This is a genomic window from Rhodococcus sp. 14-1411-2a (assembly GCF_002259485.1).
In the GTDB taxonomy this organism is placed as follows: domain Bacteria; phylum Actinomycetota; class Actinomycetes; order Mycobacteriales; family Mycobacteriaceae; genus Rhodococcoides.
Map to the genome: position 1 here is coordinate 285,425 of NZ_NPGA01000009.1, position 23,688 is coordinate 309,112.

The 23,688-nt window shown below is 58.1% G+C and carries 19 protein-coding genes; 3 read left to right on the plus strand and 16 right to left on the minus strand.

Annotation, left to right across the window (positions count from 1 at the left end):
- Positions 1–20 precede the first annotated feature (20 nt).
- The 15 genes from CH291_RS06910 to gmd (CH291_RS06980) form a co-directional block, all read right to left on the minus strand.
- Positions 21–1,250 (minus strand): glycosyltransferase family 4 protein, encoded by a 1,230-nt coding sequence (locus tag CH291_RS06910; RefSeq protein ID WP_094687000.1) that lies wholly within the window; start codon positions 1,248–1,250, stop codon positions 21–23.
- Entirely contained in the window at positions 1,202–2,674 is a 1,473-nt protein-coding gene (locus CH291_RS06915) for an oligosaccharide flippase family protein (RefSeq protein WP_094687001.1), read from the minus strand. Before CH291_RS06915 ends, CH291_RS06910 begins: the two co-directional genes overlap by 49 nt.
- Before the next feature lie 1,120 nt (positions 2,675–3,794).
- Positions 3,795–5,003, minus strand: coding sequence for a glycosyltransferase (locus CH291_RS27380; protein ID WP_094687002.1), 1,209 nt, complete (start codon positions 5,001–5,003; stop codon positions 3,795–3,797).
- A 2-nt stretch (positions 5,004–5,005) separates the two neighbouring features.
- Positions 5,006–6,160, minus strand: coding sequence for a glycosyltransferase family 4 protein (locus CH291_RS06925; protein ID WP_143545891.1), 1,155 nt, complete (start codon positions 6,158–6,160; stop codon positions 5,006–5,008).
- On the minus strand, positions 6,160–6,732 hold the full coding sequence (locus tag CH291_RS06930) for an acyltransferase (protein WP_094687004.1): 573 nt from the start codon (positions 6,730–6,732) through the stop codon (positions 6,160–6,162). Before CH291_RS06930 ends, CH291_RS06925 begins: the two co-directional genes overlap by 1 nt.
- Entirely contained in the window at positions 6,732–7,730 is a 999-nt protein-coding gene (locus CH291_RS06935) for a glycosyltransferase family 2 protein (protein ID WP_094687005.1), read from the minus strand. Before CH291_RS06935 ends, CH291_RS06930 begins: the two co-directional genes overlap by 1 nt.
- Positions 7,720–9,024: an O-antigen ligase family protein gene (locus tag CH291_RS06940; protein WP_094687006.1), complete on the minus strand. Its 1,305-nt coding sequence runs from the start codon at positions 9,022–9,024 to the stop codon at positions 7,720–7,722. Before CH291_RS06940 ends, CH291_RS06935 begins: the two co-directional genes overlap by 11 nt.
- A 107-nt stretch (positions 9,025–9,131) precedes the next feature.
- Complete coding sequence (locus CH291_RS06945; protein WP_094687007.1) at positions 9,132–10,127, minus strand: GDP-L-fucose synthase family protein; 996 nt, start codon at positions 10,125–10,127, stop codon at positions 9,132–9,134.
- Entirely contained in the window at positions 10,124–11,146 is a 1,023-nt protein-coding gene (gene gmd / locus CH291_RS06950) for a GDP-mannose 4,6-dehydratase (protein WP_094687008.1), read from the minus strand. The genes CH291_RS06945 and gmd (CH291_RS06950) overlap by 4 nt, the downstream gene beginning before the upstream one ends.
- A gap of 62 nt (positions 11,147–11,208) precedes the next feature.
- A complete protein-coding gene (locus CH291_RS06955) occupies positions 11,209–12,660 on the minus strand; it encodes a sugar transferase (RefSeq protein ID WP_094687009.1) in 1,452 nt (483 codons plus the stop codon).
- 554 nt (positions 12,661–13,214) lie between these two features.
- The gene (locus CH291_RS06960; protein ID WP_094687010.1) at positions 13,215–14,534 is read right to left on the minus strand and encodes a UDP-glucose dehydrogenase family protein; all 1,320 of its coding nucleotides are present in this window, start codon (positions 14,532–14,534) and stop codon (positions 13,215–13,217) included.
- A gap of 197 nt (positions 14,535–14,731) precedes the next feature.
- On the minus strand, positions 14,732–15,031 hold the full coding sequence (locus CH291_RS06965; RefSeq protein ID WP_143545892.1) for a hypothetical protein: 300 nt from the start codon (positions 15,029–15,031) through the stop codon (positions 14,732–14,734).
- Positions 15,032–15,083: 52 nt separating this feature from the next.
- Positions 15,084–16,589, minus strand: a complete 1,506-nt coding sequence (locus CH291_RS06970) for a sugar transferase (RefSeq protein ID WP_373455110.1) — start codon at positions 16,587–16,589, stop codon at positions 15,084–15,086.
- Between the two features lie 296 nt (positions 16,590–16,885).
- Entirely contained in the window at positions 16,886–17,869 is a 984-nt protein-coding gene (locus tag CH291_RS06975; protein WP_143545902.1) for a GDP-L-fucose synthase family protein, read from the minus strand.
- Positions 17,870–17,877: 8 nt separating this feature from the next.
- Complete coding sequence (gmd, locus tag CH291_RS06980) at positions 17,878–18,900, minus strand: GDP-mannose 4,6-dehydratase (RefSeq protein ID WP_094687012.1); 1,023 nt, start codon at positions 18,898–18,900, stop codon at positions 17,878–17,880.
- Positions 18,901–18,993: 93 nt separating this feature from the next.
- Between gmd (CH291_RS06980) and CH291_RS06985 the strand changes: the two genes are divergently transcribed.
- Together CH291_RS06985 and CH291_RS06990 are read left to right on the plus strand one after the other, a co-directional pair.
- Positions 18,994–20,196 carry a lipase family protein gene (locus CH291_RS06985; RefSeq protein WP_094687013.1) on the plus strand — a complete coding sequence of 401 codons (1,203 nt, stop codon included), beginning with the start codon at positions 18,994–18,996 and terminating at the stop codon, positions 20,194–20,196.
- 41 nt (positions 20,197–20,237) lie between these two features.
- Positions 20,238–20,861 carry a serine O-acetyltransferase gene (locus tag CH291_RS06990; RefSeq protein ID WP_256980756.1) on the plus strand — a complete coding sequence of 208 codons (624 nt, stop codon included), beginning with the start codon at positions 20,238–20,240 and terminating at the stop codon, positions 20,859–20,861.
- Here CH291_RS06990 and CH291_RS06995 read toward each other — a convergent pair.
- Entirely contained in the window at positions 20,840–21,904 is a 1,065-nt protein-coding gene (locus CH291_RS06995) for a cellulase family glycosylhydrolase (protein ID WP_179276461.1), read from the minus strand. The genes CH291_RS06990 and CH291_RS06995 overlap by 22 nt on opposite strands.
- Positions 21,905–22,133: 229 nt before the next feature.
- Here CH291_RS06995 and CH291_RS07000 point away from each other — a divergent pair, with 229 nt between their 5' ends.
- Positions 22,134–23,687, plus strand: a complete 1,554-nt coding sequence (locus tag CH291_RS07000; protein ID WP_094687016.1) for a sugar transferase — start codon at positions 22,134–22,136, stop codon at positions 23,685–23,687.
- Position 23,688: the final 1 nt, after the last annotated feature.

The window sequence follows — 23,688 nt, forward strand, 5'->3', positions numbered from 1 at the left end:
ACCCATCAGGTGCAAAACTCTCAATTTAAGCCTCCAATTGCATCCGAGTACGAGTCGATGTGCAAACGTACAACGGCTTCGGCCGAAAACACTTCTTTCAATCGCAACAGTCCGTTATCAGTAAACTGTCGACGTCGGTCAGGATTAGAGATCAGTTCCTTCAAGCGGTTTGACACATCAATGACGTCATTCACTTCCACCAGCTCACCGCACACCCCGTCACCGAGTACCCACGGGACGGCACCGCTCTTTGCACCTCCGACAACAGAAGTCCTCAATGCCATGGCCTCGACTAATGTGTTGCCGAAACTCTCCTCCACAGATAGATGCGCATGGATCCAGGACTGTTCGAGAATTTTCAACAAAGGCTCCCGCTCAAGCATACCCGCAAACCGCACTCCGTCAGTTAGATTTGCCGCGCACGCCCTTAAATAAAGCGAATCGTTCTCCGACAGACCATCTCCAATCAGAGTTAACGTTGAATTCTCGAAATCCGAACGCACCATCGCGAAGGATTCAAGCAGTTTCCATACGTTTTTCCGGGGGCTTGAATCCGCGATTTCGACTATCGATGGATTCTCGGTCTTCGCTATTCCCCGCATTGAAACGGCGGATGAAACTAAGTTCGGAGCAATTGGGATAGGTTTGTACCAGAACATTTCTCGCCGCCAACGCTCTGCCATGTACGGAGATGCGGCAAGAATAAGGCTGTTTCTAGCACGCACCCGAACATTGTAGGCCAATACAGTCCTTAGTAACCGGTAAGCGTCACTCTGATAACGTAAAATCGTCAAGGGCGCATCTCTTGCTGTAATTACAGTAGGTGCGGCCGTCGAGGATAGCGCTGCCGCAGCCCACTCGTAGGTCCAGTGTGCGTGAATGATATCCACACTTAATTGGTCGAGAACCGCCACCATACTCTGTCGTTCTTCCCGCCACCAGTCCAAGGCCTGTCTTCCAGCTTTCATCCTCGAAGCAACCTGAATGAAGCGCATAGTCGGTCCTCGCAACTCAAGGGACGGCTGTCCACGCCGATGAGAAACAACGGTAATGCTATGACCGGCATCGCACAGAGCTGCAGCCAAAGCAGTGGGTGCCTGACCGTAGTTTCCACCCTCTTGCATCGCCCTGACCGCATCTTCGCGGTTGAAAAACGACGCAAGCCCACGCGGGCTGACTGGGCCGACAATCGCTATACGCACTATTTCCTCCGAATCTGCAGTAATGAAAGGACCTTGGATGGAATCCATCCATACTTCGCAAGTATCTCAATGAGCAGAGATCTTCGAATCAAAACAAAGAGACAACCGAAACTGAGGAGCGGCACTAATGCCAGAACGAAATAAGGCAAAGGACTACCGGTTTTGCTGAGACCATTCAATAGGAGCAACAATGGGCCCGATAGCAGCAAAGAAGCAGTGACGGCTTCCGCATATCCGCGCGCAAGTCGTGGAAAACCAATGTAGTTCGCCCTCACGCATAAGAACACGTGGTAAGCATGCCGCACTAGGCCGGTTACGATCAATGCCGATACTGCTACGATTAGATCGCGGTATATCCATAGCACGAAAAGGCTAATGAGCTGTACAGTAATCAAAATTCCCTGAGTTGACCAGATCCATCCGAATCGCCCCAGTGCCTCAACAGCTGATGCAAGTAGCGTGGAAATCAATTGTAAGCCAGCCGCGACTGCCAAGTAGGGAACCAGCTGACTCGTCTCGGTCCACCCAGGTCCGAGTAGAACCGGGATCACCTCCGGACCCAGAACTGCCAGCACCGAAGCTGTGGGAAAAGCAACCCAAGCGGCCAACGTTAGCATTTCAGGCCAGACCTGCCGCGCCCGTTTCGGTGAATCAATATCATGGCGAAACTCTGGGTAGACAGCCTGTACCATCGCAGATTGTAGCTGCTGAAAAGGAATTGTCGTAACTACTTCGGCCCGGTTCCAGGAGCCGAGCGCTGCAGGGCCCATCATTCGCGAGACGCCCCACCTCGTGATATTTCCTGTAAAATAGGACAGCATATTGGCGATAGTGATTTTCCAGCTAAATATCACCAAGGAACGTATCTTGGAACCGCATGGAGATCTCAACAGATATTTTCGGCTTTGATAGGTAGCGCACACCACAAGCAGGCATTGCGCGATGATCGCCGAGGCTACTAGAGAACTCGCCGATCTCCATTGATATGCGGCGAAGCCTCCGGCCAGCATCCCTACCGCATTGCAAAATAGAGTAAGTACAGCAAGACTGCGAAATTCACCAGTGCGCCGCATCAAGCCCGTCGCTACGCCAAGCGGAGGGGAAACGAGGGCAAGGGCCGCAGTCATGCGTATCGGCGAAGCCGCTTCACTGTCACCCCAAATAGTTGCCCAAGTATCTGCAGAAAGATACACAAACGCTGAGGCTATGGATCCAACTAGCCAGGAGAAGAGGTTGAGTTTCGACAACTGTCCCGCTTGGAGCTCCATGAGACGTCCGACCGACTGCCCTAAACCACTGGAGGCGAGGAGGGTAACCATCCCCGCCACGATTAGTGACACAGCGTAGGTACCGAAGCCCCCTGCGCCCACCAAACGTGAAGTCGTCGCGGCGTAGGCTAGCTGGAGCATGATAGTTGCTATCTGCGCCCCGTATGTCCAAGCGGCACCTCGCAGGACACCCGCTGCGCTCATTTTTGGGTATTCTTATGCTGCGTCCATGGGCCGGGGAGAAGTAGCCAAGGGTCTCTAGGAAGTCCCGACTGTCGAATTACTTCCGCCGTTTGGAGCATGTATCTAATTGATTGTCGATGACTAACCCTACCTAACGCCCATTCCCGCGCTTTTAGTCCACTCTTCGCTAGCAAAAAACGGTCCCCACCAAGCAATTCGTGCACGGTTGCGACTAACGAAGCGGGCGTTGGACTCATATGCAACCCAACGCTGGGGTCCGGAGCCCATAGCATTCCCCTGTGACTTGAGGTGATATGTGGTCGGCCCGCTAGCAGCGAGATGGGCAATCGATTGCTGCTTGAGTCAGCCCATCCTGGAGTGTTGTCCGAATTGACACTAACTGCACCAAGACGAATAGCTTCAATCTGACCTCGAAATGGCACAGACCGTACATTCCACTTCCGTGGCCAATTCGTTCCATGCAGTAAGAAATTACCACCGAGATCTCTCCGGAGACTGCGCGCCACCAGACGTCGACTACCTGCACCTGGAACTGCTGAGATCAACGAACGTCTTCGATTATTGCTCGCGACCATTACAGCTTCAAATGCGGACGTCAGCGCTGGTTCGTGAATTTCCGCGTCCTTGAACTGTACGTGGCAATAGGTAGCCGGCAAGTGATAGATCATACGAACGCCGATCGAGAGAAGCATCTCTGGCTGGGGGGATCCATATTGACTGAATACAAACGTTGCAGCCTTTAACCAGCAACGTAATTCAGAATCGATTTTCCACATCGCAATTGGGTCGCCTTCCCAAATTATCACGGTGCGATTCCCCACAAGAGTATCGAGAGATTCAGCGAGTGATTTCTCTAGAATCCCTCCTCGTGGACTCACAACAAACAGGAAATCATAATTGACGTCAGCAAGATGCAGCCTGACGCGGCGCGAGGCCTCCAGCTTGGTCTCCCCCGGCTGTGGTCGCCAACTATCGACTGCCACGAGAGACGTCTCGCCTTCCTGGTCGAGCTGCAACAGCACGTCATGAACGCCAGGCGCACCCACCCCTAGCTCCGACTCGTTCGTAAGCACGAGAAGCCTAGACGTCATTGATTAACCCCTGCACTTTCATCAGAGCCTCACGCTCTCTCGTCGAAGCCGGATCTCGGCTCAGGCGAGGATGTCCATTGCCCGACGAGCTCCGGAAGCCGCTTAGCACTCCAGCGGGACGAAGGAAGCCAGTTATCACGCTCCACAGTGTGCAAGACAGCCTCCCGAACTTGGTCGAGGGGAGGAGCAGCCGAGTCGCACTCAGCAACGTTCACTCCCAAATCCCCTGACAGCCTAAGGACGGTCGCCGCACCAGTAGCGCCCAGCACAACTGACGGGACGCCCCCCGCAGCAGCCTCCCCAACCACCCAACCCGCGCCTTCCCTAACTGCGAAATGAACAAGCGCGGCAGAAATGGAGATGCGCTCAACTGCATCTGCGTGGCTGATATGTCCCGTGAACTCAACCCGGCTAGAGATGCGTTCCAGGCGACAGTAACGCTCCATCTCTGGGCGTAGAGGACCATCGCCAACTATTTGCAGCCTGAAATCCTTCATCTTTGCATCATTTATCATTTGCAAAGCAAGCCATGGCCTTTTTCTCTCAATTAGACTGCCCGCAAGGGTCAGGATTTGGTCTGTTGAAACGGCCCGGACCCTGGGCTCTGCAACGACGTTTGGTTCTAGAGTCGCAGGAACTCCCCGCGTCCTGGCAACCAAGAGCGTATTGTCGTTCTGGCAGATAAGTCGACTTACACTCGAGATGAAGGTACGAGAACCGTACTGGCCAGCTTTCACCCCAATGCGATCACGAAAATTGCACTTTGACAATTCGCTGCTTGTCGAAATGTCTGGAATAGCCAGCGGTCCCCATACCCTCATTGCGGCTTTGGTCGGCAAACACGATGGCATTGACGCGGTTGCAAACGTGAACTGATGGGAGGCACGGTAACGGCTATTAGCAACGAGGCGATTAGCTAGAAGCCGAGCCTTAGGCATCCACGCCAAGTAACTTAGACGAGTCCGAGCATTTCCGAACTTCGCGAGCGCTGCACTGGGCAATGCTACTGGATGCACAGTCATAGAATTCGACCATGATTCAAATTCCATCGCCGCCCGCAATTCGATCTCGTCACGGCCGTCACAGATCAAGTCGACATGGGTACCGGTTGATTCCGCAAGCTGCCCAGCTGCCCTAACGAATGTCCATCCGACGCCACCTTCACTACCTTGAGACGGGCGCGTGGCGAATGATATGGCCAAAAGGTCGCCTTGCGCAGAAATATCTGCGTTAATCATGACTAGTCTCCTCGCTCAAGGGCACACTCTATGCCGGTCGCGAATCTGGCGACCATGTCATCGGTCGAGAACTGGGCCGATTGCGCCATGCAATTCTGTTGGATTAGACGAAGGCGCTGAGGATTATTGAATAGACTCACAGTTTGGTGCGCATATACTTCAACATCAGAGGATGACACCAAACAAGTCGATCCGTCGGTCAAATATTCGAACTCGGGTGCATGGAATTCCCAATCCGTAGTTACGATTGGCAAACCTGAACAAAGACTATCGACAGCAACTAGCCCCACGCGTCCTGGGTTTAGCATGATCGATGCGGATCTCAGGGCGAGCGCCTTATCTTTGCCAAACAATGGCCCTAGATATACTACGTGGTGCGAATTCGAGCTAACCTTTTCGACCATGCCCGCCAGGTCGCCTGATCCAATCACGAGCAGTGTAAAATCTGGCACCATATCTCGTATTATGCGAGCACTGTCGAGAAGAAAGGGTATCTTCTTTGCAGAATCAAGGCCACCGACGTAGACCGCAGTAGTGCCGCCGAGCGAATGCAACGATTCAAATTCTGCTATCTCCTCGGCAGTAACTGACGATAGATCTCGGCGAAGAGAGTCTGCATCGATAGTGTTTTGAACCACTGTCGTCGACGACGAGGGAAACCCATTACGCTCTACTTCTTGCACCCCTGCGTCGGTATATCCAAAAAACCAACTAGACTTGCGTGTCAAAGCTTGCTTTAAGCGTTCCTCAAGATTAGTCTTCTTTTTCGTATAAGTCCTACCATGCCCCCACATTGCAATATCTTTGCAGTAACGACGTTGATTAAGGACAATCTGATAGGTTTCGACGTTCCTGATCGCTTGTTCCAAGATCAGTAGGTCAAAGGGTCCCGCGCTACGCAAATCAGATACGTCTTTTCGCGATACAAGTCGTCCGCCAAACCGAGTAAATTTTGTTGGCAAGCAAAACATACCATCAGGGGTTCGGGAATCGTTTCTTTTCTTCCACTCCGGCGGCGTTTCTCCATAATACACGGTCAGATCAATATCGGATGATTCTAACTTTTCGGAAAGTCGCTGAAAGAACGCCAACCGGTATTGCGGCATCCAAGGGTGAATAATCGCAACACGCTTTCTGGCTGCTGAAATCTTAACCACTACTTGCTACCGCCTATCCAGTGCACACCAGCGGCACGCAAAACGCGCCAGTGCTCTTCAAACTCTTCAGGGGTGAAACGGACTTTAATTTCTTTCGCGGGCACTCCAGCAACGATAGTGTTTGCTGGCACGTCCTTCACGACTACTGACCCCGCGGCGACAATTGAGCTATTTCCGATAGTCACACCAGAGTAGATGACTGCGTTGTAGCCAATCCAAGTGTCGGAACCTATGGAAACGGGATCCGAAAGGGATGTGTCCTCGCCCACCCATTTGGAGCGCCGGATTGTTTGGCCGATGTCGTGCATATCGTGATCCCGCCTACCAACCACCCCAACACCGTTTGCAATCAATACCCCGTCACCGATTTGACCATCGACCTGTATTGTCACGTGTTTTCCAATGTAAACATCGGCTCCGATCTGCAGGGTTCGAGGAGCCCAAATTACACTACCAGGGCCAACATGTAGATTCTTGCCTACGGTTACATTTTCCCGTACGGCCAAACGGCGGGTGATGCCTTCCTGAAGTCTCTTTATTACCTCCCGCATATAGACCGTGAGCAGCTTCATTAGCGCACGTTCCTGTCGCGGTTCTGAATTGCCCCTTTGCCGCGCACGGCGAAGAATTTGAACGCCCTTTGAGCGAATAATCGCCCGCTTCGTGAGACCGCGCGGGCCCACCACGCCGTGTACGAGCCGACCCAAAAGAGGATCCACGTGCCCGGTGAGTGTCGAGACAATGCTCGCCGTAGCGACTTCGGTTCACCCCCACCTTTGACAGCGATGTGCTTTCGCCACTCAGCCCAGACAGAATCCGTGGAAGAAGTGTAGATATGATCTCGATCGCATATACCCATAAACTGCGGTAGCAACATTATTGGTATTCCGTGCTCTTTTGCGCGAAGTCCGTAGTCGAAGTCGGCAAGCGCATGGGAGAATCCACCATCTATACCGCCCAATCTAAGCGCAGTACGTTTGTGCACAAATACCAAATTTCCATTAAACGTGTCGACTTCTTGCAGATTTCCGTTGGGGGAAACTAGTGCGAACTTGAGCGGATGAAGACCCTTCGAAACGAGTCCGGAGTACGAGGTAGTTCGGCGATCACTTGAGACCATTGCACCTACAAGGATGCCATCATTACGCTCACGCAACAGCGTGACTATCTGGTCAAGGCACCCATCCAATAGTTCGCAGTCGTCGTTGATCCAAACTAGTACATCGTCGGGGGAGTCCGACACATCACGAAGGGCATGACGCTCGGCCGTAGCCATGCTCCTTGCCCAAAAATTGGACCCGTCCCCGTAGAGCACGGTCACCGAATCGCCGAAATTGGTCAGGGCCTCGAAAGTGCCATCCGAACTACCGTCATCAAAAGCGACCAGTCTCCACCGCACTCCTGCTCGGCTAGCTTCCCTTTCAATAGATTCCAAACACGCTGTGGTCTGCGCGCGACGGTTGTGGCACGCGACGATGAAAATCAGGGATATAGTCTTTTTTCCCGCACAATCGCCAGCAATATTGTCGGCACTGACAGTGATGTCGGCGTTCGAATAGCTAGCATTCATTACTCACTCCTTGGCGTCGCGGGCTTACTGCTTCCGAGCATGGGGCTTGTACTGAATTCGATTGCGAATTTATTGACGAGTATGCCACTGCAACGCATATCCCTGCAATCGGTGCCATGTACCACTCGATTGAATAGAACCAACAGTATGCCGCCAAAGAGAGCCATATGGCGGCAAACATAGGTTCAACGTCGCGCCTGAATAGCTTGCGTGTAACTACAATCACGATCGCAAGGTACGCAAGGAGGCCGAGCACCCCGACACGCAGAAGGATCAAGACATACCAATTGTGTGGTGCGAAGTTGATGCTCTGGCCATTGGTGTCAATCCTAGAAAATCCGGTTCCGAAGGGTTGTCCGAACATGATCGAGGTAATTCCAGATTCTGCCTGTAGAGCAATCAATTCAGACCAACCCGAGGTTCTTGACTCATAGGTTCTGGTATCGGTGGCGCTCTGGCCCAGGGCGTCAAAAATCGGATCCCATAACCCGAGAGTCAGTGCAATTAGCTGCACCAGCAAAAATGACTGAAAGAAGATCAGTGCGCGCGAGATCGATTTTCCGGTCAGCAGCACCAGTATTACGAGGATGCCAATCGCGGCAGCGATCCAGGTTGATCTATTTTGGGCGGCTACAATAACCAAGAGGAATGAGACAATACTTACTGCGGAAAAGAAGTTCGGCCTTCGCAAATAGACGTTCATCTGGGAACAGAGACACGCTACTAGGATCATCGCCTGTCCAGATACTAGAATACGACTCGTACTTATCGACCCATCGCCTAGCCTTCTTATCTGCCCTGCACCACCCAAGCCGTACCGAGCAGCGTGATAGAAGGCCACGCCGACCAATACCCAGCCGGTTGCCATTAGTGCGCGGTTGATGCCGTCTAGATTTATTTCTTGGGCCCGAAACCTCGAAAACCAAGCAAGTATCACAAGGACCCATACGATTATCCGGGATTCGTTCACAGCTTGAGCGATGCCGAAGTCGACAATGCCAAGCATTAAACCAAAAGAGATCAAGAATGCGAGCAACAGGAAGAGGAGCCTTGGCCACAGCCTGGGGGCCCGTTCAGTGAACGCTAACCATATAACGATGAGGCAAATAATGAGGGCGTCCTGCGGGTAAACAGTGATTCCGCCTACTGAGGTCAACGGTGGCAACCGAGGAAAGTCCCATACGACTGCAGCGGCCAAGCTAGCAAGAAGGAGTGGCAGCATCGGAAATTTTCGCAACAACTCGATGAACAAGAACGCTCCGGCCGCCAGGCCAGCGAGCATTAGCAAAGTCATGAGCTATCAGCCTTCCTGCAACCCCTACCTTGTTCTCGCGTAGGTTGATTGATGAACTGTCATTTCGGCTGCCTATCCCGCCGGTTAATATCTGACGATACTGCTACCTATATTCTCAGGGTTGTGAAGTTATTTCTATACCAACTCACGGTTGATGCAATTCCGTCCGGCAACGACGTTCGCGGTTTCCATCCCGCGTTCCGCAATCTGTTCACGTCCAGCAACTTCTGCGGGGTGCCATCCGGCTTGGTGGTATCCCACTCGGTCTTACCTTCGAATCCGACGGCAGATGCGACAATACTGGCGATCTCTTTGATCGTCGCGTCCTCGCCGGTACCGACGTTCACCTGTTCTGGTCCGTCGTAGTTCTCAAGCAGGTGGATACACGCAGCTGCCATGTCGTCGACATGCAGGAATTCACGTCGAGGAGAGCCGCTTCCCCAGTTGGTCACTGTATCGAGACCGTCTCTACGTGCCTCGTCGTATCGACGAATAAGGGCCGGCAGGACGTGCGAGCCCTTCGGAGAAAAGTTGTCACCCGGGCCGTACAGATTGGTTGGCATCGCCGAGATCCACGGCAAGCCGTACTGCTTGCGTACCGACTGGATCTGCAGGATGCCTGCAATCTTCGCGATCGCGTAAGCATCGTTGGTCGGCTCGAGGTGCCCGGTAAGGAGGTACTCCTCCTTGATCGGCTGCGGAGCCAATTTTGGGTAGATGCACGACGAACCGAGGAACAACACGCGCTGGACGTTCTGCGCCAGGGCCGCGTCCAGCACGTTCACCTGTATGCGCAGGTTGTCCGAGAGGAAGTCGACGGGATACGTGCTGTTGGCCAGGATGCCACCAACTTTGGCTGCCGCTAGTACCACTGTCTTTGGCTTGGTTTCCTCGAAGAACGCAAACACCGCGTCGCGATCCTTGAGGTCCAATTCGGAGGACGAGCGGCCGATCAGGTCACTGAACCCCGAGGCCTTGAGCTGCCGCCAGATGGCCGATCCGACCAAACCGCGGTGCCCCGCTACATAGAACGGCGCGTCACGATCGAGCGGTCCTGGCGTGTAGCCGGCTACCGCCGACCCATTCGTGGCCACGGTGCTCATGCCCAATCCGGTAGTGCCGGACGGTCGATCCACGGACGGCCCTCATGCTCGAGCGCTGCGATGTCGGCGTCAACCATGATCTTCGCAAGCTCGGGCGTGTGCACCGTGGCCTTCCACCCGAGCTTCGCTTCGGCCTTGCTGGCATCGCCGATGAGAGCGTCCACCTCAGTGGGGCGCAGGTAGCGCTCATCGAACTTGACATGCTTCTCCCAGTCCAAGCCGGCTCGCTCGAAGGCCACGACGAGAAAGTCTTTCACCGAGAAGTTGCCACCGGTGGCCAACACAAAGTCGTCCGGCTCATCGACCTGCAGCATCCGCCACATGCCTTCGACGTACTCCGGTGCGTAACCCCAGTCGCGGATGGCGTCCAAGTTGCCCATGTAGACGTTCTGTTCTAGCCCTGCCTTGATGCGTGCGACCGCGCGGGTGATCTTGCGGGTGACGAACGTTTCGCCACGACGCGGGGATTCGTGGTTGAACAGAATGCCGTTGACGGCAAAGATGCCGTACGCCTCGCGGTAGTTCTTGGTGACCCAGTAGGCATAGACCTTCGCTGCGCCGTATGGCGAGCGTGGGTAGAACGGGGTGTCCTCGTTCTGCGGAGGCGGTGTCGCGCCGAACATCTCGGAGCTCGATGCCTGATAGAAGCGGCACTGCAGACCTGCGAGGCGTACTGCCTCGAGCAGGCGGATCGATCCGACGCCGGTGGTGTTGCCGGTGTGCTCGGGCTCGTCGAAGCTCACTCGGACGTGCGACTGCGCACCCAGGTTGTAGACCTCGTCCGGCTGGATCTCGGTGAGCAGAGTGACCAACCGAGCGCCGTCACTCAAATCGCCGTAGTGCAAGAACAGCTTGGCGTCCTTATCGTGCGGATCCTGGTACAGGTGATCGATGCGAGAGGTATTGAAAGTGGACGACCGTCGAATCAGGCCGTGCACCTCGTAGCCCTTGCTCAACAGCAATTCCGCCAAGTACGAGCCATCCTGGCCGGTGATGCCGGTTATCAACGCGCGCTTCATCGTTTCCGCTCCTCTAGGGCCGAGCCCATATCTGGCATTTCAATCTGGCTAGGACATGGCACTCAGTAAGCTCCGTCGCTTCCAGCCACGGCCTTCATGGTCTTGGCAATGATCAGCAGATCCCCCACCATCGACCAGTTCTCGACGTACGAAAGGTCCAGTCGGACAGTCTCTTCCCACGACAGATCGGATCGTCCGCTGACCTGCCACAGACCCGTGACTCCCGGCTTGACTAACAGTCGCCGACGAACCTCACCGTTGTAGGTCTCGACCTCACGGCGCAGTGGAGGCCTCGGTCCCACCACGCTCATCTCACGTTTGAGAACGTTCACGAACTGCGGCAGCTCATCGAGACTGAAACGCCTCATCACCTTGCCGACAGGCGTCACCCGCGGATCGTCACGCATCTTGAACAAAACGCCGCCGGCACCCTCGTTTTGATCGAGGAGGTGGGCAACCTGCTTGTCCGCGTCGACAGTCATGCTGCGGAACTTGATCATCGAGAACGGTTTGCCGTCGATGCCCATCCGCTCCGACTTGTAGAACACCGGGCCACGACTCGTGGTCTTCACAGCGATGGCGACGGCCAACAGGATGGGCGAGATCATGACAAGGACCAGGGCCGCGAACGTCAGGTCGAACGCCGTCTTGCTAAAGCGGGTCGCACCGTTGTACTGCGGCTTCTCGACATGAATCAGAGGGAAGCCCGCTACGGGTCGCATCACCAGTCGGGGGCCGGCCACATCGACGACACCCGGCGCGACGACCAGGTCGACATCCTTCTTCTCCAGGTCCCAGATCATCTTGCGGATGCCCTTGTGACCGAGGTGCTCGGTGGCCGTCACGGCGACAGTGTCCGCACCGCACTCCCCGATAGCATCGAGTACATCGTGCTCGTCACCAAGTACCGGGATGTCGGTGCCCTCGATGTGAACTACGCCGTCCCGCGGAGCCTCGTACCCCGGCATGCAGATTCCGACTACCGCGTAGCCCGATGCTGGAGACTTCTCGAACGATTGCGCCATCGATACCGCCGCTGTACGGCTACCCACGATGAGCACCGAGGTCTTGTACTCGCCCTTGCTGCGAAGTCGAGTCACGGCATTGCGCCAGATCCACCGGCTCAGCAGCAAAGCCAGCAGCCCGACAGGCAATGCAATTGCCAGGTACAGACGGGCAATGTCGATGCGGAACAGCAGAGCCGCGATAGCGATGACCCCGAACAGACGGAAGGTGGCCGAGACGATGCGTCGGTACTCCTCGGCACCGTTGCCGATGACGCGAGGAGACCGCGTGCGGAAGATTGCAAGGAACATGATCCAGAGACCTGCCAGAGCGACGGATACCCCGGTGTAGGTGGTCGTCGACAGCAATCCGGTGGTCTCGACGTCGCCGAAGCGCACGATCTGAGCGAGCGCGACCGAAGCGATGATGACGACGATGTCGGTGATCCGCAGGCGCCTGATGTACTGCTCTTCCCACACGTGACGTGAGGTGAGCTTGCGCGTCGGCATGACGTCCGATCGACGTGGAGATCCCCACAGAGAGCGCTGTGCAGCCCCGACAGATGCCAACGTGCTCCCCTCCTCTGCATTACTGCGAACACCAGAGGTGAACGCGCGAATTTGTTCCGAACCAATCCGGAGAGCAACTGGTATCGAATTGAAATAGTCCCACGCCGCTATCCGATGCACCACGCGAGCGGCGCAGATCACAAATGAATAACAGCAGGTATCCGGTTTACCACACCATCGCTGACGAGGCGATATGTGCGACAGGAACCCACCAGGTGTAACCGTGCCGTGGCCCAAAAACGTTACAACTGACCACAATTGACCACCGCAATGTGAGACCTCACAAGTTACAGCACCGTTTATCGTGCGATCCATAGACCCAGTGGTCCCGACAGCGTGCTGAACAAACCTCTACACCGCCCAGCCTGGGGTGAAACAAGCATATTGCTGACTCCGAAGCTCGTAGACGCCGAAATAACGAGAAGTCGAATCGAAGAAAAACGAGCACACGAATTCATTCCATCGAATGAATCATTCGTTCGGGTCGAACGCGATCAGGGGCGTCCAAGCCCTCGGTAGCTCCATCCGGCCGCCCGCCACTGCTCCGGGTTCAGACAGTTTCGGCCGTCGATCAGCTTCTTGCTGCGCACGACGCCATCCAGGTCCTGCGGAGTGAGAGCCTTGAATTCCTTCCACTCCGTCAGCACTAACACCACGTCAGCGCCCTCGCAGGCTTCGAGCGCAGAGCTGTTGTAGGTCAGAGTGGGGAACAGAGCCCGGGAGTTCTCCATGGCCTTGGGGTCGTACACGTTGACCGCTGCACCCTGCAGCTGGATCTGCCCGGCCACGTTCAGAGCCGGTGAATCACGGACGTCGTCCGAATCGGGCTTGAAGGCCGCACCGAGCACGGCGACCCGAGCACCGAGGAGCGATCCGCAAGCCTCGCGTGCCAGCTCGACCATGCGCGTCCGGCGTCGCATGTTGATGTTGTCGACCTCGCGCAGGAACGTCAACGCCTGGTCAGCGCCCAATTCACCCGCCCGGGCCATGAACGCCCGGATGTCCTTGGGCAGGCAGCCGCCGCCGAAGCCGATGCCGGCATTGAGGAACTTGCGGCCGATGCGCTCGTCGTGGCCGATGGCATCGGCGAGCACGGTGACGTCGGCTCCCGCGGCTTCACACACCTCGGCAATGGCGTTGATGAACGAGATCTTGGTGGCCAGGAACGCGTTGGCGGACGCCTTGACCAGCTCGGCCGTGGCCAGGTCGGTGACCAGGAATGGAATCTTCTCGTCGAGCAACTGCGCGTAGACCTGACGAGCCAGCTCCTCGGCGCGACCCGGACGCGCACGATCGACGCCCAGCACCAGACGGTCGGGGTGCAGAGTGTCCTTGACGGCGAAGCCCTCCCGCAGGAACTCGGGGTTCCACGCGACCTCGACGTCGTCGCCGGCAGGCGCGAGTTCGCGGGCGATCTTGCCCAGCCGCTCGGCTGTGCCCACGGGGACGGTCGACTTACCGAAGATCACGGCCGGCTTGGTGAGCAACGGCGCGAGTGTCTCGATGACCGAGTCGACGAACTTCATGTCGGCCGCGAACTCACCTTTTTTCTGGGGAGTACCGACACCGAGGAAGTGCACCTCTGCGAAGTCGGCAGCTTCTTGATACGACGCGGTGAAGCGCAGCCGTCCGGCGGCGATGTTGCGCTGCAGCACCTCTTCGAGACCGGGCTCCCAGAACGGGACCTCGCCGGCTTCGAGCTTCGCAAGCTTGGCCGGGTCCACGTCCACGCCCAGAACCTCGTGGCCGAGCTCGGCCATGCACGCGGCGTGAGTGGCACCGAGATAGCCGGTACCGAACACTGTGATTCGCATCTGATCTTCCCCGTCAGTCGTTCTGAGCAATGGCGTACTCGACAAGAGCCCGTGACGAAGCGTCACAGTAAGTATCTGGAGGACAACGCCTTCAGATCACGCGCACACAGGGGAATAGTAAACACAGGCCATCACGCCCGTCACCCAGGAGACTGCAGTCACAGGACGAGCTGAACAACCAGCAAAGCGAAGGTTTCTCAGCGACGAACGGGAAACTGCGGGTTCTCCGGCTCCTCGACGGCCTCGGCGCAGCGGTGGACGAAATCGCTCAGCTCGGCGCGGACCTCTGGAGCCAGAAGATCCAACGGTGCCTCGGTGCCGTGAAACTCCGCGAACGCCGAGGTGTAGGCGTCCACACTGTCGGAGATCACAGCGTGCAGCGAGGTGGACCTGTTCAGATGGACGCGGGCGATCACGTCGATGCGATCTGCCAGGAAATCATGAAACATGTTCTGCCCCATGGAAACATCACGCCCGTTCTGCGACACAGTTGTCATTGCGCAATGATACGAACAAAACCGACCGACCGCAGGGTGAGTGGCAGAGTTACTAGTACGCGCCGTCGCTCTTGAGGCCGGCCACCGCGGTCTTGGCGATGATGAGCAGATCGCCTGTCATGGACCAGTTCTCGACGTACGAGAGATCGAGACGAACGCTCTCCTCCCACGACAGATCCGATCGACCACTCACCTGCCACAGCCCGGTGATGCCCGGCTTGACGAGCAGCCTCCGGCGCACTTCACCGTCGTACGTTTCCACTTCGCTGCGCAGCGGTGGCCGCGGACCCACCACGCTCATCTCACGCTTGATCACGTTGACGAACTGAGGCAGCTCGTCGAGGCTGAACTTGCGCATCACCTTGCCCACTCGGGTCACCCGTGGGTCGTCGCGCATCTTGAACAACACCCCGCCCGCCCCTTCGTTGAGGGCGGCCAGTTCTTGCACTCGCTTGTCGGCGTCCTGCACCATGCTGCGGAACTTGATCATCTGGAAAGGCTTGCCGTCGATGCCCATTCGCTCGGACTTGTAGAAGATCGAGCCCTTGCTGGTGAGCTTGATGATCACGGCGAGGGTGATCAGAACCGGAGAAATCAGCAGTAGGATCGCTGCGGCGAACAGGAAGTCGAACGCCGTCTTGCTGAATCGCTTCGCACCGTTGTACTGCGGCTTCTCCACGTGGATCAGCGGGAAGTTCGCGACCGGACGCATCACCAGACGCGGACCTGCCACGTCCACCACTCCCGGCGACACCACGAGGTCGACCTTCTTCTTCTCGAGATCCCACACCATCTTTCGCAGTCCGTGATGGCCGATGTGCTCGGTGGCCGTCACCGCCACGGTGTCTGCGCCGGAGGTCTCGATGGCCTCGACGACACTGTGTTCATCCCCGAGTACCGGAATCTCCACGCCGTCGATGGTGAACGACGAGTCGTTGCCGGGTTCGTAGTTGGGTAGGCAGATACCCACCACGCTGTAGCCGGCTTCAGGGGAACGCTCGAACGACCTGGCCATGGCCAGGGCCGAACTACGACTGCCGACGATGAGCACCGAGGTTTGATATCCGCCACGAGCACGCTTGCGCGACACTATTTTTCGCCATACCCATCGACTCAACAGCAGTCCGACCAGGCCGACGGGCAGTGCGATCGCCAGATACAGACGGGCGATGTCCAGACGGAACAACAGTGAGAGAATCGCGATGGTTCCGAAGAGCCGGAACGTGGCCGACACGATGCGGCGGTACTCCTCCGACCCATTGCCGATCACTCGCGGAGAACGAGTACGGAAGATGGCGAGAAACGTCAGCCACAGAATCGCGAGGATTCCGGATATTCCGAAGTAGCCGACGATGGACCACGGTTCACGAAAATCGATGTCCCCGAATCGGATGATCTGCGCCACCGTCACCGCACCGAGAACGACCACCGTGTCGGTGACACGCAAGCCCTCGGTGTAATGCGTTTCCCATTCACGACGCGACGTCACCCTGCGCAACCGTCGAGCGTCACGCCGCGAGACAACCGAACTCTGCGCTTCCAGATCGCTGACTGACACTGATTTCCCCTCGGTACGTACGCGTTGCCGAACCCTTGCGTGATCGACACAGCTCCGTGCCACCCCGTCGTGCAGATGATCTTGTTGTGGTTATTGCGTCACTTGGTCACGATAGGTTGATCGACAGAAACCTGCAGGTCGTCACACGTTTCTACTGCGTTAACCGAACGCGTCCACTGCTTTACCGATGTCTGCGATCGTGCCCCACCCGACCGACCCTCGACCACCTATTAGCGCCAGATCCGCGGCCGGTGTCAAGGATGTCGGTCGAACGTAGGACGGCCCGGCTCGGCCTGTCAGGTGCGCAGTGAGTCGACGTGTTGCCGATACCATTCGACTGTGGTCGCGATCCCCGCCTCCAAGTCGATCTGCGGCTTCCACCCCGCATCCCGCAGCTTGTTCACGTCCAGAAGCTTCTGCGGTGTCCCATCCGGCTTCGATGTGTCCCACTCGGTCTCACCCTCGAAACCGACAGTGGAAGCAACAATCCCGGCGATCTCCTTGATCGTCGCGTCCTCACCGGTACCCACGTTTACCTGATCAGGCCCGTCATAGTGCTCGAGCAAATGAATACACGCAGCCGCCATATCATCAACATGCAAGAACTCACGCCGCGGAGATCCACTACCCCAATTGGTCACCGTATCGACACCATCGCGGCGGGCCTCGTCGTACCGGCGGATCAACGCCGGCAGTACGTGCGAGCCCTGCGGGGAGAAGTTGTCTCCCGGGCCGTACAGGTTGGTCGGCATAGCCGAGATCCAGGGCAGTCCGTACTGCTTGCGAACCGACTGAATCTGTAGGATCCCCGCGATCTTCGCTATGGCGTAGGCATCGTTTGTCGGCTCGAGATGACCGGTGAGCAGGTACTCCTCTTTGATCGGCTGAGGAGCAAGCTTGGGGTAGATGCAGGAAGAACCGAGAAACAGGACGCGCTCGACGCCCTGCGCCAAGGCCGCATCGAGCACGTTCACCTGAATCCGAAGATTGTCCGACAAGAAATCCACCGGATACGTACTGTTCGCCAGAATGCCACCCACCTTGGCAGCAGCCAGTACCACCGTCGCAGGCTTGGTCTCCGCGAAGAACGCGAACACCGCGTCGCGGTCCTTGAGATCCAGCTCGGATGACGATCGGCCAATCAAACGATCGAAACCCGAGTTCTCGAGTTGACGCCAGATCGCCGACCCCACAAGTCCGCGGTGTCCGGCGACGTACAGGGGTGCTGCTCGATCCAGAGGAGCTGGTACGTAGGCGGGTGCAGGCGACCCGTCCGGCACCACGGCGCTCACGCCCAATCCGGCAGCGACGGCCGGTCGATCCACGGACGACCCTCATGCTCGAGAGCCGCTATATCGGCGTCGACCATGATCTTCGCCAGCTCCGGTGTGTGCACGGTGGCTTTCCAGCCCAGCTTCTCTTCTGCCTTGCTGGCGTCGCCGACGAGAGCATCGACCTCCGTCGGACGCAGGTAGCGCTCGTCGAACTTGACGTGCTTCTCCCAATCCAAACCGGCCCGCTCGAACGCAACTACCAGGAAATCTTTCACCGAGAAGTTTCCACCGGTAGCAAGCACGAAATCGTCCGGCTCGTCGGCCTGTAGCATCCGCCACATGCCCTCGACATACTCCGGCGCGTAACCCCAGTCGCGGATGGCATCCAGGTTGCCCATATAGATGTTCTGCTCCACACCGGCCTTGATGCGCGCAACCGCGCGGGTGATCTTTCGAGTCACGAATGTCTCACCGCGACGAGGGGATTCGTGATTGAAGAGGATGCCGTTGACGGCGAAAATGCCGTACGCCTCGCGGTAGTTCTTGGTGACCCAGTAGGCGTAGACCTTCGCGGCACCGTACGGCGAGCGAGGGTAGAACGGAGTCTCCTCGTTCTGCGGCGGCGGAGTTGCGCCGAACATCTCGGAGCTCGACGCCTGATAGAAGCGGCATTGCAACCCCGCCAGACGGACGGCCTCGAGCAGTCGAATGGAACCGATGCCAGTGGTGTTGCCGGTGTGCTCGGGCTCGTCGAAGCTCACCCGCACGTGCGACTGCGCGCCGAGGTTGTAAACCTCGTCCGGCTGAATCTCGGTCAACAGCGTGACCAGTCGAGCACCGTCACTCAAGTCGCCGTAATGCAGAAACATTCGAGCGCCGGTGTCGTGCGGATCCTGGTAGAGGTGATCGATGCGCGACGTGTTGAAGGTGGACGACCGTCGAATCAGGCCATGCACCTCATACCCCTTGCTCAGCAGCAGTTCTGCCAGATAGGAACCATCCTGCCCAGTGATACCGGTGATCAGCGCGCGTTTCATCGAGTTTGCTCCAACCTGAAATGTCGACGAGGGTCAGTTACCCGAGCTTAGAGCTTGGTCGGTCGAAATCGCAGCACACGCTAGCCTGAACACATGTTGGCCTCGTCTGCTTGTCGCGTCGGAACCCTTGCCGTAGTCGGCATCCTGACGCTCGCTGCGTGCTCCCAGGAGACACCGCGCGCGGTGGCAGTCCTCGATACCCCGCTTCCCGACATCGCCCAGTCGGTGCTCGATCAGCGGGGCACCATCGTTCAATCCACCCCGGTCGAAGGCCTGGATCCCAATCTTGCCGACAAGCTCGGCGAGGCCCGCACCGTCGTCTACCGTTCCGTCTCCGCATACGACGGTCAGGTGTCCGAGGTGGCGTCTACGGTCTACCGTCCCCGCGGAGACGCACCGGCAGGCGGCTGGCCCGTCATCTCCTACGGTCACCCCACCACCGGACTCGGCCAGGACTGTGGGCCGTCGCTCAGCCCGGATCTACGGGGCTACGCACCCACCCTCGCCGCCATCGCCGAGGCCGGATTCGTGGTGACGATGACAGACTTCCAGGGACTGGGCTGGCCGGGCGAGCACCCCTACCTCGAGCCACGTACCGCCGGATTCAACATGATCGACGCCGTGCGAGCAGTGCGCAACCAATACCCCGACACCTCCGACAAATGGATGGCCGTCGGCGGATCGCAGGGTGGCCAAGCAGCATGGGCCGCAAACGAATACAGCGCAGACTACGGATCGGGCCTGAACCTCGTCGGTAGTGTGTCCACCTCGCCTGCAGCAGACATCACCGGCTTCGCCGAGGCCGCTCGGGACGAGACATTGACCGGTGCACAAACTGCGTTCATGCCGCTGATCATCGACGGGTTGTCGGTGGTGCACCCCGATCTCGAGCAGAGCGACTACCTGCGGGGCGCAGCAGCAGGCGAGCTGACGGGCCTGACGTCGTGTGCACTGCCCGACACCGAGAAGGCCGCCCTGTCCACCCAACTCGACGCAGCACAGGTGCAGCCGGCATCGGACGAAGCGACCGATCGACTCACCGAGTGGCTCACCGAGGCCTCGCTCCCCCAGCGACGAGCACCGGCACCGATGCTGGTGATCAACGGATCCGACGACGAATTGATCCTGCCCGCATGGGTTTCCAAGGCTGTCGACGCCGGATGCCGCATCGGCGACCGAATCGTCCACCGCGAGATGGCAGGTCAAGGCCACGCCGATGCCGATGCGGGCGACGAGATGTACCAGTGGATGCTCGAGCGGTTCTCGGACAAGGACGCACCCAACGAGTGCCCCTGATCGATGGGACGGTGACGGCTCTTGCCCCTACAGTGGTTCGGGTGACCGACAAGACATCCCTTCTCACCTCCGCAGCGTCCGTCTGGGCATACCCACTCTGGAAAGCAGTGCAGCGAGCGGGCGTGGCCGACGACATCGCGGCAGACGTGGCCAAATGGACCGTATGTCTGGAAGTCGAGGCCATCAGCGCACTCGATCCCTACCGCCGGTTCGCCTACATCGCCGGAGCGCTACCCGAGTTCAGAACCCTTGTGCACTACCGCATCAGGCACATCGGGACGGTCCAACGGCTGCTGCTCAAGAAGCTCTATCCGGGTCTGTCCACGTTGACACTCGAAGCGGGATCCATCGGCCCCGGCCTGTTCATTCAACACGGCCTCGGCTCGATCATCACCGCAGAACACATCGGTAAGAACTGCTGGATCAATCAGCACGTGAGCCTCGGCTACACGGCCAAGGGCCGCCCGGTCATCGGTGACAACGTCCGCGTGGGTGCGGGTGCAGCGGTACTGGGCCCGATCACCATCGGCAACGACGTGACCATCGGCGCGAACGCCACGATTCTGCACGACGTCGCGCCCGGAACCGTCATGGTGTCACCGCCGGCCATGACGCTCGAGCACGCGAAAGCCACCCGTCGAACTCAGTTGGAACCGCCGGCCTGAATCACGGCATCGAGCGCGGGCTTAGGGCTGAAGTCAGACCGCACCAGCCCCGCGTTCAGCTCGTCCACCGCGTTGCCGGTGTCGTAGTCACGGAAGTCGAACAGGAAGATCCCGCCGCAGTAGGACAGGCTCCGTAGGTAGTCGATGCCGTCCACCAACAGCTCGGCCTGCTTGTCCTCGGGGACGCTCTCCGGTCCCGTGCCGGAGGCGGCACCGAACTCGGTGAACCAGATCTTCTTGTTGCGATCGCCGTTGACGATCATCGTCTCGCGAATCCGCGCGATCGCAGTGTTGGAGCTGTACGACTGCACTGACGCCTCGCTGAGACGATCCGGGGCACTGTAGGGATGCATCGCGATGGCATCGAAAAAAGGGCCCGCGCCGGCTGCGTACAGGCCCTTGATGAAACTTGCCGGGCTCAGGTCCGTGTCGTTGTCGATGGTCGGCGAGGTACCTCCGGTCAGGACCTCGATGTCCAGATCAATGCTTTTGATCTTTTCGTACGACTGCTTCAACATCGGAACGTACGTCTGTAAATCGACACCAGGACCGAATGTTGCGCCGGTATTGGGCTCATTCCAAATTTCCCACGTGCGAATTCGGTCTTTGTAGCGGTTTGCGGCCAATTTTGCGAACTCGGAGAACTTTTGTGGATCCGACGGTTTCGGGTGCATGACGTTCCGATTGGCCGGGTCGACGTCCCACCATGGTGCCCACGTCGCCACCCCCAAGATGTCGAGCCCGGCATCGGAGAATGCCGCGACCTGATCGTCGGTGGACTTCCAATCGTAAACACCGGGATAAGGCTCGATTACGGGCCAGTGAATTGTCAGTCTCACCGCGCCGAATCCATACTGCGAAATCAGCGAACTCTGTTTTGCCAGCAGGTCTTCGGACTCCGACGCAGTCACCGCCGTCAGGCCGAGATGCTCCACCGACGGTTGGCACCCACTGCCCTCGGTTGCGGCGGTCGTAATGGACTCCACCTGCTCGTCAGCGGGGTCCTCGGCCGAAGAACAGGCAGCCAACAGCACCGACGTCACTCCGATCGATGCCAAGAATGTTCGGCACCGTCGGTGTCTTGCGGCCTGCATCCACTCACGTCCTACTCGTCGATCCGGTGATACCTGACACAAATTAGGTGTGCCCAGTAACACTTTTGCCCGATCCTGCGAAGAATGAGCAGCGCTCGGGGAAATGCGTTCAGTCAGTACTTACTAGTTCGTTTTTCGCTCAGTCTGTTCGTTGCACAGCCAGACATGGAGACCGCACATGAATGTCGCCCTCGGCAAACTCACGTCAGGTTACAACCCGGTTAAGTCGCGCTCGAATTCGCCGGACCTTCCCAAGCTGATCTCGTCCTCCGAAGAAGCTTACGTGCCGGCGAAGCGGACCGAATGGCAGCGCAGCTACCGGCGCAAGGTTCTGCTGACCGATGCCTGCGTCATCGTCGCAGCACTCGTCAGCGCTCAACTGATCCGGTTCGGCACCCCTGCGACCGACTCACCCGAGACCCTCAGTGCGCTGATCTTCTTCACGGCCTTCTCCGCCGGCCTCGGCACCGTCTGGCTGCTCGCGCTCGGTCTCGTTCAGTCACGCGACCCACAGCTGATCGGCAACGGTGCCGACGAATACCGACGAGTCGTGACGGCAACCGGCTGGCTGTTCGGTGGAATCGCCGTGGTGGACCTTCTCGTCCAGTCGGGCATCGCCCGCGGATACCTGGCCATCGCGCTGCCGATCGGCCTCATCGGCCTGTTGACCGGTCGTCGATTCTGGAGGCGACGCCTCGCCCGCAAGCGGTCGGCCGGGTACTACCTGAGCGAGGTCATCGTGATCGGCAACGTCACGTCGATCAAGAGAATCTCCGGCAACTTCGACAACGCGGCCGACGCCGGTTACCGAGTGATCGGTGCGTGCATCCCGGGATACATCGGTGCCGCCGGGGCAACCGTCGACGCGAACGGGCGCACCATCGAAATCCTCGGTGACGAAACCGCAATCGACGAAGCACTCCGGAAGACCTCCGCGACAACGGTTGCCGTTGCGGCCGTCGAGCACCTCGGTTACGAGCGGATGCGCGATCTGGCATGGAAGCTGGACAAGCACAGGATCGATCTGGTCGTCGCTCCCGGAGTAGCAGACATCGCCGGGCCCCGGCTCAAGATCAGGCCCATCGACAACCTGCCACTGCTGCACGTCGACCGACCCAAGTACGACGGTGCCACCCGGAAGAGCAAAACGGTCTTCGATTTCGTGCTCGCCACCATCGCCTTGATCGTTCTGTTTCCGGTGCTGGCCGTCGCCGCTGTCGCCATCAAGGTCGGCGACCGAGGACCGATCTTCTACCGCCAGGAGCGAGTGGGCCTGCAGGGCGAGAAGTTCCGCATCTGGAAACTGCGCACCATGGTGGTCGATGCAGACTCGGCCATCGGTCACGCACGGGAGGATGCGAATCAGCAGACCTCGGTGTTCTACAAGTCGGCAACGGACAGCCGAATCACCAAAACCGGTCGGCTGCTACGGAAACTGAGCATCGACGAACTTCCCCAGCTGTTCAACGTCCTCTCCGGCGAGATGAGCATCGTTGGCCCCAGGCCGCTGGTGCCCGGCGAAGGCGCGGACGTGGAGCACTTCGTCGAGCGCCGCAGCCTCGTCAAGCCCGGCGTCACCGGGCTGTGGCAGGTCTCGGGACGGTCGGATGTGGCCGAGTCGGAGCGAATTCGACTGGACCACTACTACGTCGACAATTGGTCCATCATCCAGGACCTCGTCATCATCTGGCGTACCGCTGCGGCAGTGCTCAAATCGGACGGCGCGTACTGAC